Source organism: Naumannella cuiyingiana, from assembly GCF_013408305.1.
Classification (GTDB): Bacteria; Actinomycetota; Actinomycetes; order Propionibacteriales; family Propionibacteriaceae; genus Naumannella; species Naumannella cuiyingiana.
In genome coordinates this window covers 2,980,819-2,992,869 of record NZ_JACBZS010000001.1, presented here as the reverse complement: position 1 = coordinate 2,992,869, position 12,051 = coordinate 2,980,819, and the positions used below count along the sequence as shown (strand labels likewise).

The 12,051-nt window shown below is 70.5% G+C and carries 11 protein-coding genes; 4 read left to right on the top strand and 7 right to left on the bottom strand.

The window, feature by feature from the left end; all coding sequences use genetic code 11:
* The first annotated feature begins 100 nt into the window (after positions 1 to 100).
* From GGQ54_RS14005 to GGQ54_RS13995, 3 genes are all read left to right on the top strand, one after another.
* The gene (locus tag GGQ54_RS14005; protein ID WP_179445947.1) at positions 101 to 1,399 is read left to right on the top strand and encodes an ammonium transporter; all 1,299 of its coding nucleotides are present in this window, start codon (positions 101 to 103) and stop codon (positions 1,397 to 1,399) included.
* A 155-nt stretch (positions 1,400 to 1,554) separates the two neighbouring features.
* On the top strand, positions 1,555 to 3,060 hold the full coding sequence (locus tag GGQ54_RS14000; RefSeq protein WP_179445946.1) for a S8 family peptidase: 1,506 nt from the start codon (positions 1,555 to 1,557) through the stop codon (positions 3,058 to 3,060).
* A 203-nt stretch (positions 3,061 to 3,263) separates the two neighbouring features.
* Entirely contained in the window at positions 3,264 to 4,361 is a 1,098-nt protein-coding gene (locus GGQ54_RS13995) for an LOG family protein (RefSeq protein ID WP_179445945.1), read from the top strand.
* A gap of 52 nt (positions 4,362 to 4,413) precedes the next feature.
* Here GGQ54_RS13995 and GGQ54_RS13990 read toward each other — a convergent pair whose 3' ends face one another.
* The 7 genes from GGQ54_RS13990 to rpsB all read right to left on the bottom strand — a co-directional run bounded on the left by GGQ54_RS13990 (position 4,414) and on the right by rpsB (position 10,724).
* A complete protein-coding gene (locus tag GGQ54_RS13990; protein WP_179445944.1) occupies positions 4,414 to 5,355 on the bottom strand; it encodes an AEC family transporter in 942 nt (313 codons plus the stop codon).
* Between the two features lie 18 nt (positions 5,356 to 5,373).
* Complete coding sequence (gene rlmN / locus GGQ54_RS13985) at positions 5,374 to 6,513, bottom strand: dual-specificity RNA methyltransferase RlmN (RefSeq protein ID WP_179445943.1); 1,140 nt, start codon at positions 6,511 to 6,513, stop codon at positions 5,374 to 5,376.
* Positions 6,514 to 6,515: 2 nt separating this feature from the next.
* The gene (locus tag GGQ54_RS13980) at positions 6,516 to 7,412 is read right to left on the bottom strand and encodes a phosphatidate cytidylyltransferase (protein ID WP_179445942.1); all 897 of its coding nucleotides are present in this window, start codon (positions 7,410 to 7,412) and stop codon (positions 6,516 to 6,518) included.
* Complete coding sequence (gene frr / locus GGQ54_RS13975; protein WP_179446627.1) at positions 7,412 to 7,966, bottom strand: ribosome recycling factor; 555 nt, start codon at positions 7,964 to 7,966, stop codon at positions 7,412 to 7,414. Before frr ends, GGQ54_RS13980 begins: the two co-directional genes overlap by 1 nt.
* Positions 7,967 to 8,045: 79 nt before the next feature.
* Positions 8,046 to 8,753 carry a UMP kinase gene (gene pyrH / locus GGQ54_RS13970; RefSeq protein WP_179445941.1) on the bottom strand — a complete coding sequence of 236 codons (708 nt, stop codon included), beginning with the start codon at positions 8,751 to 8,753 and terminating at the stop codon, positions 8,046 to 8,048.
* 183 nt (positions 8,754 to 8,936) lie between these two features.
* The gene (gene tsf / locus GGQ54_RS13965) at positions 8,937 to 9,749 is read right to left on the bottom strand and encodes a translation elongation factor Ts (RefSeq protein ID WP_179445940.1); all 813 of its coding nucleotides are present in this window, start codon (positions 9,747 to 9,749) and stop codon (positions 8,937 to 8,939) included.
* Between the two features lie 39 nt (positions 9,750 to 9,788).
* Positions 9,789 to 10,724 (bottom strand): 30S ribosomal protein S2, encoded by a 936-nt coding sequence (gene rpsB, locus GGQ54_RS13960; RefSeq protein WP_179445939.1) that lies wholly within the window; start codon positions 10,722 to 10,724, stop codon positions 9,789 to 9,791.
* Between the two features lie 321 nt (positions 10,725 to 11,045).
* On the opposite strand from rpsB, the gene GGQ54_RS17455 reads away from it, so the two are divergent.
* Positions 11,046 to 12,017, top strand: a complete 972-nt coding sequence (locus tag GGQ54_RS17455; protein WP_179445938.1) for a peptidoglycan DD-metalloendopeptidase family protein — start codon at positions 11,046 to 11,048, stop codon at positions 12,015 to 12,017.
* Positions 12,018 to 12,051: the final 34 nt, after the last annotated feature.

Sequence of the window (12,051 nt, the reverse complement as noted above, 5' to 3'; positions counted from 1 at the left end):
ACCCCGCCGTAACACGGGGCGACGCCGGTGAAACATCCGCCGCGCAGACTGCCACCGAAGCCCACCGCGGGCACGAGATCTCTGATGGAGGAGGATCCCGATGGAGGACACAGCGTTGACTCCGGATCTGGTCTGGATGCTGGTAGCCGCCTGTCTGGTACTGCTGATGACGCCGGGCGTGGCGTTCTTCTACGGCGGGATGACCCGCGCCAAGTCGGCCCTGAACATGATCATGATGAGCTTCATCTCGATGGGCATCGTGGGCGTGGTCTGGGTGCTGTGGGGGTACGCCCTGGGCGGTGGCGGCGCCAGCGTGGCGGGCCTGTTCGGCAACCCGTTCGAGCCGCCCTACTCGTTCGGGATGCAGAACCTGATCGGCAGCGTCGATCTGGTCGGAGCGGCCTACGGCGGCACCTTCGCGATCATCACCGTCGCGCTGATCTCGGGCGCGATCGCCGACCGGACCCGGTTCGGCGCGTGGGTGGTCTTCGTCCCGGTCTGGGTCACCCTGGTCTATGCCCCGCTGGCGTTCATGGTCTGGGGGTCCGGCGGCCTGATGCTCGACGGGGCGATCGCCAATGCGCTCGGCGGCTCGGCGATCGACTTCGCCGGCGGCACCGTGGTGCACATCAACGCCGGCGTCGCCGCGCTGGTGCTCGCGCTGATCATCGGCCGTCGCTACGGCTTCCGGGCCGAGCCGCTGCACCGGCCGCACAACATCCCGCTGGTGATGCTCGGCGCGGCCCTGCTGTGGTTCGGCTGGTTCGGCTTCAACGGCGGCCTGGCCGCGGATGCGGCCCAGGCCGGCCTGATCTGGATCAACACGCTGGCGGCCCCGGCGGCGGCGATGTTGGCCTGGCTCGTGGTGGAGAAGCTGCGGGACGGCAAGGTCACCTCGATCGGCGCCGCCTCCGGCCTGGTGGCGGGCCTGGTCGCCATCACCCCGGCGTGCGCCAATCTGGAGCCCTGGGCCGCGATGCTGCTCGGCGTGATCGCCGGTGCGGCGGCCTGTCTCGCGATCGGGCTGAAGTACCGGCTCGGCTACGACGACTCCCTGGACGTCGTGGGCGTCCACCTGGTGGCGGGCCTGATCGGCACCGTCTACCTGGGCTTCATGGCGGCGCCGACGTTCGCCGACGCCCCGCTGGGGCTGTTCTACGGCGGCGGCGCGGCGCAGTTGGTGATCCAGGTGGTGGCCGCGCTGGTGTCGATGGTGTTCACCGGCGTGCTGACCTTCATCATCGGCTCGGCGATCGCGAAGACGATCGGCTTCCGCGTCTCGGCCGAGGACGAGGACCGCGGCGTCGATCTCTCGCTGCACGACGAACTCGCCTACGAGTTCATCGAGGAGAAGATCGACGAGCGCATCTCGGAGGCGAAGGCCGCCGAACGGATCTGAACGGTCCTCCCTCCGAGACCTCGGCCCGGCCGCCCGCGCGGCCGGGCCGAGTCATGTCCGGAGGCAGGCGCCGGAGGAATCTGCGCGACCGCCTGCAGACAGTCGCACTCGCGGGCTAGATTTCTGGCCAACGTCCCCCACAAGGAGGCTCCCTGATGAGCAGTCCAGCAATCGGCCGCCGGATCGCGGCCGCCATCGCCGCCGGCGCCGCGGCCCTCGCGCTGTCCGCGGGCACGGCGACCGCCGCCCCGAGCGCCGACGAACCGCCGTCGACCCCGGTCGACCGCTCGCCGGCCGACGGCGTGCTGATGAGCTACGCGGTGAACCTGAAGCGGGCCAATTTCGGCCAGATCAAGCGGGCCGAGCGGCTGGTCGAGTCGGCCGGCGGCACGGTGGTCCAGTCCTGGCCGCAGATCGGCGTGATCATCGCCCATTCCACGAAGGCCGCGTTCCTGGCCGATCTGGACCGGATCGGCGGGCGCGGCACCCCGGTCGAGTCGGCGGGCCAGACCCGCACCGCCGAGGTCGCGGAGGGTACGCCGAAGGGCAACAAGGCCCAGCCGCCCGGCCGCTCCAAGCGCTCCGACACCGCGCAGGACCAGCTTCGGCTCGGCGGCTACGAGGCCGGCCGCGGCGTCTCCGAGGCCGCGCTGGCGCCGGACCCGCTCGAGGGCGACCAGTGGGGCAACAAGGCGATCAAGGCCGATCAGGCGCAGGAGATCACCGGCGGTGACCCCGACGTGCTGGTCGGGATCGTCGACACCGGCGTCGAGGGCACGCACCCCGACCTGGCGCCGAACTTCCGCGCCGACAAGTCGGTCTCCTGCAACAACGCGGGCCAGCCGCGGCGTACCGGCTGGGAGCCGACCACCAACGGTCACGGCACCCACGTGGCCGGCACCATCGCCGCCGCGCGCAACGGGGTCGGCGTGGTCGGCATCGCGCCCGACGTGTCGATCGCGTCGATCAAGGTGTCCAATGACGACAGCCTGTTCTACCCCGAGTACGTCGTCTGCGGCATGATCTGGGCCGCCGACAACGGCTTCGATGTGACCAACAACAGCTACTACACCGATCCGTGGAACTTCTGGTGCGGTGATCAGGCCAACCAGGTGCCCGGGCGCGAGGCGGTGCGCCGCGCCTTCGAGTACGCCAACAGCAAGGGCGTGGTGAGCGCGGCGGCCGCCGGCAACGAGGACTACGACCTGGCCAACAAGACCACCGATCCGGTCAGCCCGAACGATGTCGAGGGCCAGGAGGTCGATCGGGTGATCAACAACAACTGCCTGGACATCCCGGCCGAGCTGGAGAATGTGGTCACCGTGTCGGCGCTGAACTCCGACATCACCAAGGCCTACTTCTCCAACTACGGCGAGAACAAGATCGAGGTCACCGCGCCGGGCCAGGGCATCGTGTCCACCTACCCGGGCGGCCGGTACGCCCGGCTCAGCGGCACCTCGATGGCCACCCCGCACGTCTCGGGCGTGCTGGCGCTGCTGAAGTCCACCCATCCGGATGCCAAGCCCGCCGAGTTGGTGAAGCTGCTTCGCGAGCAGGCCACTGACCTGCCGTGCGACGACGAGCGTTGCGTGGGCACCGCGGCGTTCAACTCCTTCTACGGCGACGGCAATGTCGACGCCCTGAAGGCAGTCGGCGGCTGACCGGGAAGCCGGACTGATCGACGACCGGGGCCGGTCGGGCAGGCGCGAGTGCGTCCGTCCGACCGGCCCCGTCGCGTGTCCCGGCCCGAATCCGCCCGGCCGATCCACGTTCCCGCCCGACTCTCGTCGTGAGCTGTCGCCGCCCAGGACCGCGCCCGGGCGGCGATACCTGACGACGAGATGGGCGCTGGCACAATCGCGCCATGACCCGGCGTACCCTCGAGATCGAATCCCTCGCCCAGCTCGATGATCATCTGGCGCGCATCGCCAGTCTGGCCGGGTGTTATCTGCAAGGCCTGGACCTGACCGGGCGCGCCACGCTGGCGGGGGTGGAGGTGGCCGGCGCGGTCTTCCTGGGCTGCCGGTTCGATCCCGGCGCCGATGACGACCTGCGCGCCCGCGGCGGGCTGATCTTCCCGGCGCTGCCGGGCGTACCCTTCGATCCTTACCGCAATGCGCTGTACGCCGCCCGCGAGCTCTACGACACCGCCGCCTATGCCGACTCGCTCGACGCGCGCAGCTATGCCTGGCGGCAGGGACACGTGCCGGAGCCGGGCATCGACGACACGCTGGCGATGGCCCTGCATGATCACTCGATCGGCGACGCGCTGGCCGATGCGCTGCGCCCCTACCCCGCCCGGGACCTGATCGGGATCATGGGCGGGCACGCGATCCGGCGCGACGAGCCGGCGTACCGGGAGGCGGCCGAGCTCGGCCGGGAGCTGACCCGCGCCGGGCGGCTGGTGCTGACCGGCGGCGGCCCCGGCGCGATGGAGGCGGCCAACCTCGGCGCGCTGCTGGCGCCGCGCGAGGACGACGCGCTGACGCAGGCGTGCGCGATGCTGGCGCAGGTGCCGGACTTCCGGCCAAGCATCGAGGACTGGGCGGGTGCGGCCTTCGCGGTGCTGGACCGGTTCGGCGGGCCCGATGCGGGTGCCAGCGTCGGCATCCCGACCTGGTTCTACGGCCACGAGCCGCCGAACGTCTTCGCGACCATGATCGCGAAGTATTTCTCCAATGCCCTGCGCGAGGACACGCTGCTCACCCGCAGCCGCGGCGGCATCGCGTGTCTGCCGGGCGCCGCCGGAACCGTGCAGGAGATCTTCGCCGCGACCACGGAGAACTACTACGCCCCGGATCCGGAGCTGATCGCGCCGATGGTGCTGATCGGTGTCGAGCACTGGACCGAGCGACTGCCAGCCTGGCAGTTGCTCACCGCGCTCGGCCGCGACCGGCCGATGGGCGCGTACCTGCATCTGGCCCCCGACGCCGCGGCCGCCGGCCGGGCACTGCTCGGCTGATCGCCGGATCGCGCGGAGATCTCGGTGCCCGCCCGGGCAGGCCCGTCCCGGATCAGGCGAGCAGCGCGGTGATCAGCAAGATGACAGGCACTGACAGCACGGTGGTCAGGAAGACCGAGTCCCGCGCCAGCACCACCCCGGCGTCGTAGCGGACCGCGAACACGAAGACGTTCTGCGCGGTGGGCAGAGCGGCGATGATCACCACGGCCAGCAGCGCCGGGCCGGTCAGGCCCAGGGCCAATGCGGCGACCAGCCCCGCCACGAGCGGCTGCACCACGAGTTTCAGTGCCGTGATCACCGCGAGCTGGGCCGGCCGTTCGCCGCGGCCGGGCACCGGGCCGGTGCGCAGGGACACGCCGTAGCCGATCAGCATGCATGGGATGGCCAGGCCTCCGATCAGCCCGATCGGATCCATGATCACCGCCGGCGGCTGCCAGCCGGTGACGGCGAGCAGCACGCCGATCGCGGCACCGATGGTGATCGGGTTGCGGATCGGCCGCAGCAGCGCCGAGCGGATCATCATGCCGGCGCCGAACCGGCCCGACTGCTGCCCGTCCAGCGCGTCCAGGATGGCCAGCCCGCCCGGTTGCAGGACCAGGATCTGGACCAGCAGCATCGGCGCCAGCACCGCCGCATCGCCGATCGCATAGGCGGCGATCGGGATGCCGAGGTTGCCGGCATTCACATACGAGGAACAGAACGCACCGATCACCGTGTCGCGGGCGTCGCGGCGGAAGGCCAGCCGGGAAGCGAGCACGGAGAGCACGGCGGTGACCACCACTCCGGTGACCGAGGCGATCAGATTCGCCGAGAACAGGCGGTGCACATCGGAGGAACCGATCATGGTGATCATCAGCGCCGGCGTACCGGCATGGAAGGTCAGCCGAGCCAGCACCACCTGCGCCCGGGCGTCCAACACCTTGGTGTGCGCCAGCACCCAACCGACCGCGATGATGATCGCGATGGTGGCGAAGCCGGACAGCACCCCCGCCACGTCAGGCTGCCCGCGACTTCACGACCCGGTCGCGGCGAGCTGCCCGCACGCGCCGTCGATCTCGCGGCCGCGGGTGTCGCGAACCGTGACCGGTACGCCCCGAGCCGCCAGTCGCCGGACGAACTCGGCCTCGTCCTCGGGCCGCGATGCGGTCCACTTCGAGCCGGGTGTCGGGTTCAGCGGAATCAGGTTCACGTGCACCCAACCCCAGCTCCCGTCGGCCTTGGTGCCGCGCCGCTTCAGCACATCGGCGAGCAGGTCGGCGCGGTGCGCCTGGTCGTTGATGTCCTTGATCAGTGCGTACTCCACCGATACCCGGCGCTTCGTCGCCCGGGCGTACTCCCAGGCCGCGTCGACGGCCTCGCCGACGTTCCAGCGGTTGTTCACCGGGACCAGCTCGTCGCGCAACTCGTCGTCCGGGGCGTGCAGCGACAGGGCCAGGGTCAGCGGCAGGCCCTCCGCGGTCAGCCGGTGGATCGCCGGCACCAGGCCGACGGTGGAGACGGTGATGCCGCGCGCGCCGATGCCGAGCCCGTCCGGCGCGGGCGTGGTCATGGCCCGCACCGCGCCGATCACCGACTTGTAGTTGGCCAGCGGCTCCCCCATCCCCATGAAGACGATGTTGCTGACCCGGCCGGGCCCGCCGGGAATCTCACCGGCGCGCAGCGCCCGGGCGCCGTCGGTGACCTGCTCGACGATCTCCGCGGTGGACATGTTGCGCTGCAGGCCGCCCTGCCCGGTCGCACAGAACGGGCAGGCCATCCCGCAGCCGGCCTGCGACGAGACGCACATGGTGGTCCGGTTCGGGTAGCGCATCAGCACGCTCTCCACCAGCGCGCCGTCGTGCAGCTTCCACAGCGTCTTCACGGTGGTGCCCTGGTCGGTCTGCATCCGGCGTACCGGGTCGAGCAGCCGCGGGAAGAGCTGCTCGGCGAGCTCGGTACGCAGTACCGCCGGCAGGTCGGTCCAGGACCGCGGGTCGTCGTTCAGGTGCTCGAAGTAGTGGCGCGAGAGCTGCTGCGCGCGAAACCGGGGCAGGCCGGCGGCCTGCACCGCCTCGATCCTCGCCTCGGGATCGAGATCGGCCCAGTGCCGTGGCGGCTTGCCACGGCGGGGTGCCTCGAACACCAGCGGCAGCGCGGTGCGTCCTTCGGTCATCGTCATCCTCCAGGAACGAAGATCAGCATGATCAGCCACGCCACCGGGGCTGCCAACAACAGCGAGTCGAGCCGGTCCATCACGCCACCGTGGCCGGGCAGGAAGGAGCTCATGTCCTTGATCCCGATGTCACGCTTGATCAGCGATTCGACCAGGTCGCCGCAGGCGCCGGCCAGAACCAGCGCCACGCCGAGGATCGCCCCGACCCACCACGGCTGGCCGAGGAACAGCGTCATCATCGCGACCGCGCCCGCGGTGCCGAGGACGAGTGACCCGGCGAAACCCTCCCACGACTTCTTGGGGCTGATCCGGGGCGCCATCGGGTGCCTGCCGAAGACGACGCCCACGGCGTACCCTCCGGTGTCGGCCAGCACGATCACCACCAGGAAGGTGATCACCCGCAGCGGGCCCTGGTTGCCGGCCAGCATCATCGACGCGAACGCGCCGAGCAGCGGGATCCAACCGATGATCAACATGCTGCCCGCGACATCGCGGAGATAGCCGTCGGCGCCGCGCGGCATCCGCCAGACCAGGCTGGCCAGGACCGTCAGCCCCAAGATGGCGAGCATCCAGGTGTTGGTACTGACCCGGTGCTCCAGATTCGCCTGGTAGGAGCCGATGATGATCGCGACCGTGCCGACCACGATCGGCACGATGGCGGCGTGGATGCCGATCCGTCGCATCGCCTGCCACACCTCGACGGTGCCCAGTGCGAGCGCCACGGCCATCAGCAGCACGAAGCCCAGGTTGAACCAGCCGAGCGTCACCACCAGGGCGACGAACAGGCCGACGCCCACGCCGATCGCCGCGGGCAGGTTGCGACCGGCCCGGCCGTGATCACGGACCGGGATCGCGTCGGGCGGCGGGTGATCCGCCGGGTCGTCTCCGGGTGGGGTCATCAGACCTCGAGCAGCTCGGCTTCCTTGTTCTTCAGCAGCTCGTCGATCTGGTCGGTGTACTTCTTGGTCCGCGCGTCGAGGTCCTTCTCGGCCCGGGTCACCTCGTCCTCGCCGACCTCCTTGTCCTTGACCAGCTTGTCGAGGGCGTCCTTGGCCTGGCGGCGGGAGTTGCGGATCGCGACCCGGCCCTCCTCGGCCTTGGTCTTGGCGAGCTTGGTGTACTCCTTGCGGCGCTCCTCGGTCAGCTCCGGCAGCGAAACCCGGATCTGGTTGCCGTCGGTGGCCGGGTTGACGCCGAGATCGGAATCGCGGATCGCCTTCTCGATGCCGTTGGTCGCATTGGTGTCGAACGGCGTGATCAGCACCATCCGCGCATCGGCGACCTGGATGGAGGCAAGCTGCTGCAGCGGAGTCTGCGTACCGTAGTAGTCGGCCGTGATCTTGGCGAACATGCCGGGGTGCGCACGACCGGTGCGGATCGCGGCGAACTCCTCCTTGGTGTGCGCCACGGTGGACGACATCCGGGAATCGGCCTCTTGGATGGTGTCGGCGATCACGCTCGTTCCTTTCGTCTGCTCGTCTCGGTGCCGGGATTGTTTCCCGCACCGCATCGGGTACGCGGGAGGCCGCGCCTCAGGCGTGCACCGTCGTTCCGATCTTCTCACCCGCCACCACGCGGCCGATGTTGCCCGCGGTGTCGAGGCTGAAGAAGACCATCGGCAGCTTGTAGTCGCGAGCCATCGAGATCGCGGTGGCGTCGGCGACCTTCAGGTCCCGGGCGAGGTACTCGTCATAGCTCAGGTCGTCGAACTTGGTCGCACCCGGGGTGGTGCGCGGGTCGGCATCGTAGACGCCGTCGGTGCCCTGCTTGCCCATCAGCAACACCTCGGCGCCGATCTCCAGCGCGCGCTGCGCCGCGACGGTGTCGGTGGAGAAGTACGGCATCCCGGATCCGGCGCCGAAGATCACCAGCCGACCCTTCTCCAGGTGTCGCTCGGCGCGCCGCGGGATGTAGGGCTCGGCGACCTGGCCCATCGCGATGGCGGTCTGCACGCGGGTGGCGATGCCTTCCTTCTCGCAGAAGTCCTGCAGGGCAAGGCAGTTCATGACCGTGCCGAGCATGCCCATGTAGTCGGCGCGGTCGCGGTCCATCCCGCCCTGCTGCAGCTCGGCGCCGCGGAAGAAGTTGCCGCCGCCCACCACCACGGCGACCTGGACGCCGCTGCGTACCACATCGGCGACCTGCCGGGCGATGCTGGCGACGACCTTCGGATCGACGCCGACGGCACCGCCGCCGAACACCTCACCGGACAGCTTCAGCAGGACGCGCCTGTACGCCATCGATTCTCCCTCGCCAGTTCCGGACACTGCCGCCCATCATCGCGCAGGCAGTCGCGCGGAGACAATTTGGCGACTCGGCGGCCGCCGCCCGCCGGGATGCGTCTGCCTCCCGGATGCGGAACGGGCGCCGTGGGTCTCCCCACGACGCCCGTCCCGGCGTACCGATCGAACGACCCGCTCGAATCAGGCGCCCGCCTCGAAGCGGACGAACCGCTTCACGGTGACGCCGGCGGCCTCGAGCTGCTGGCCGACGGTCTTCTTGTCCTCCGAGACCGACGGCTGCTCCAGCAGGACGTGGTCCTTGTAGAAGGCGTTGACCTTGCCGTCGACGATCCGGCTGATCGCCTGCTCCGGCTTGCCCTCCTCGCGGGCGGCGGCCTCGGCGACCTTGCGCTCGCCATCGACGACATCGGCGGGAACCTCGTCCCGGGTCAGGTAGGTCGGGCGCATCGCCGCGACCTGCATCGCCACGGCGCGGACCGCGTCGGCGTCGGCACCCTCGTACTCGACCATCACGCCGACCTGCGGCGGCAGGTCGGAGGCGCGGCGGTGCAGGTAGACCGCGGTCGGGCCGTCGAAGTAGGCGGCATTGGTGACCTCGAGCTTCTCGCCGATCTTCGCGGCGAGCTGCTGGACGGCGTCGGCGACGGTGGAACCGTTGACCTCGGCGGTGTTCAGCGCCTCGACGCTGTCGGCCTTGGCGGTCGCAGCCGCGGCGGCGATGTCCTCGGCCAGCTTCATGAACTCGTCGTTCTTGGCGACGAAGTCGGTCTCCGCGCCGAGCTGGACCAGCGCCTGGCCCGAGTTGGCGACGAGCCCGTTGCTCGCCTCGCGCTCGGCGCCGCGCTTGGCGGCCTTGGCCTGGCCGCTGACGCGCAGCAGCTCGACGGCCTTGTCGTGGTCGCCGTCGGCCTCGGTGAGGGCCTTCTTGGCGTCCATCATCCCGGCGCCGGTGGCGTCGCGGAGCTTCTTGACGTCAGCAGCGGTGACTGCCATGCGTACTCCCCTTTGGTGAAGGTTGGGTGGATGAGGTGATCAGTCGTTCTGGCTCGGGGTCGGCTCCGCGGGCGCGGCGACGTCGACGCTCTCGTCGGAGACCGGGCCCTTGTTCGAGGGGTTCTCCTCGGTGGCCTCGACCAGGGCCTGGGCGTCCGGGTCGTTCAGCGCCGGGGTGGCGCCGGAAGCGTCGGCGGCGGTCTCGCCGTCGGTGCCCTGGCCCGCCAGCAGCTCGCGCTCCCACTCGGCCATCGGCTCGTTCTCCTCCGAGCCGGTCTGCGCGCCGGAGCGCGCCATCAGGCCGTCGGCGACGGCGTCGGCGAGCACGCGGGTGAGCAGCGCGACCGAGCGGATCGCGTCGTCATTGCCCGGGATCGCGTAGTCGACCTCGTCGGGATCGCAGTTGGTGTCGAGGATCGCGATCACCGGGATCTTCAGCTTGCGGGCCTCGTCGACGGCCAGGTGTTCCTTCTTGGTGTCGACGATCCACACGGCCTGCGGGGTGCGGGCCATGTCGCGGATGCCGCCCAAGGTCTTCTCCAGCTTGTCCTTCTCGCGCTTGAGGCCGAGCAGTTCCTTCTTGGTCAGGCCGGTGTCGCCGCCGGTCTCGAGGTCCATGCCCTCGAGCTCCTTCAGCCGCTGGATCCGCTTGATCACGGTGTGGAAGTTGGTGAGCATGCCGCCCAGCCAGCGCTGGTTGACATACGGCATGCCGACCCGGGTGGCCTGCTCGGCGATGGCCTCCTGGGCCTGCTTCTTGGTGCCGACGAACAGCACCTGACCGCCGCGGCCGACGGTGTCCTTGACGAAGGCATAGGCCTTGTCGATGTAGTTCAGCGACTGCTGCAGGTCGATGATGTAGATGCCATTGCGCTCGGTGAAGATGAAGCGCTTCATCTTGGGGTTCCAGCGTCGGGTCTGGTGCCCGAAGTGAACGCCACTCTCCAGCAGTTGGCGCGCGGTGACGACGGCCATGGCCGTTCCTCCTCGTTCCGGCGCCCGTGCGCGGGCGCCCTCAGTTGGTCGGTACCGGCGGGTCGCCGGCACCCCTGACGCGGGCGCAGCACGAACCCTCGACGAATGCTCGGCGTGGGACTGAGCCATGCTGCCCGGCGTGACCGGGAACCCGCATGCGAAGTCGATCCGTAAGGATCGCTGCGACGAGTCTACGCGGCCGCCCGCGGACCGCGCCAATCCGCGGGATCCGGGTTGTCCACAGGGCGCGCGACCGGTGCCGATTGTCCACAGATCGCGGCCCGGCCGACAATCGGCGCCGCGGCGCGGCGATGGTCTGGCATGACCGTTCCGTCGCGCTCCGGGTACGCCATCGCGCTGGTTCTGCTGGCCGTGATCGGCCTGACCGGGGCCGGCCTGCCGCCGAGCGCCTGGCCGCTGGACGGCCCGGTGGTGCGCGAGTTCGACCCGCCAGCGAAGGACTGGCAGCCCGGGCATCGCGGTCTCGACCTCGGCGCGAGGCCCGGCACCACCGTCTCGGCGGCCGCCGCCGGGCGGGTCTCCTTCGTCGGCCGGATCGCCGGCCGGGACGTGCTGGTGATCGACCACGGCGACGTCAGGACGACCTACGAGCCGGTCCGGGCGAGCGTCGCGGTCGGCGATCGGGTGGACCTCGGCGACCCGGTCGGCGAGCTGCAGGCCGGACACCCCTGCGGCGCTGCGGCCGCCTGCCTGCACTGGGGGCTGAAGCGCGGCGAGGCCTATCTCGACCCCCGGGACCTGCTCGGCTCCGATCCGGCTCGCGGCGACGTGCGGATGTTGCCGGGCGATGCCCGCAAGCGCGCGGAGGAGGCGGCGCGGGCCCGCCGCGAGCAGGCGCAGGCCGGGGGCGGGCTCGGCCGGCCCAGCCCGCCGGGCGAGCACGGGTTCTCCATGCCGGTGCCGGGCCCCGTCACCTCGCCGTTCGGGATGCGGGTGCACCCGATCACCGGTGTCCGCAAACTGCACGACGGCACGGACTGGGGCGCCGGCTGCGGTACGCCGATCCGGGCTCCGTATGCGGGGACGGTGACGACCGTGACCTTCACCGGCGCCTGGGGCAACCGGTTGATCCTTGACCACGGGATGGTCGACGGGCGCGCGGTGCGGACGTCCTACAACCATGCGCTCGGCTACACCGTGCGACCCGGCCAGCGGGTCGCCGCGGGCCAGGTGATCGGCCGGGTCGGCAGCACGGGCTATTCGACCGGCTGCCACCTGCACCTTCAACTGTGGCTCGACGGGGGGATCGTGGACCCGCTCTCCTGGTTCTGAGCTGCCCCGTTCTGAGCTGCCCGTTCTGATCCGG

Excerpts from the sequence above, each read along its gene's own strand:
- GGQ54_RS14005 (WP_179445947.1), top strand. The coding sequence starts at position 101 with ATGGAGGACACAGCGTTGACTCCGGATCTGGTCTGGATGCTGGTAGCC.
- GGQ54_RS14000 (WP_179445946.1), top strand. The coding sequence starts at position 1,555 with ATGAGCAGTCCAGCAATCGGCCGCCGGATCGCGGCCGCCATCGCCGCC.
- GGQ54_RS13995 (WP_179445945.1), top strand. The coding sequence starts at position 3,264 with ATGACCCGGCGTACCCTCGAGATCGAATCCCTCGCCCAGCTCGATGAT.
- rlmN (WP_179445943.1), bottom strand. The coding sequence starts at position 6,513 with ATGACCGAAGGACGCACCGCGCTGCCGCTGGTGTTCGAGGCACCCCGC.
- GGQ54_RS13980 (WP_179445942.1), bottom strand. The coding sequence starts at position 7,412 with ATGACCCCACCCGGAGACGACCCGGCGGATCACCCGCCGCCCGACGCG.
- pyrH (WP_179445941.1), bottom strand. The coding sequence starts at position 8,753 with ATGGCGTACAGGCGCGTCCTGCTGAAGCTGTCCGGTGAGGTGTTCGGC.
- tsf (WP_179445940.1), bottom strand. The coding sequence starts at position 9,749 with ATGGCAGTCACCGCTGCTGACGTCAAGAAGCTCCGCGACGCCACCGGC.
- rpsB (WP_179445939.1), bottom strand. The coding sequence starts at position 10,724 with ATGGCCGTCGTCACCGCGCGCCAACTGCTGGAGAGTGGCGTTCACTTC.
- GGQ54_RS17455 (WP_179445938.1), top strand. The coding sequence starts at position 11,046 with ATGACCGTTCCGTCGCGCTCCGGGTACGCCATCGCGCTGGTTCTGCTG.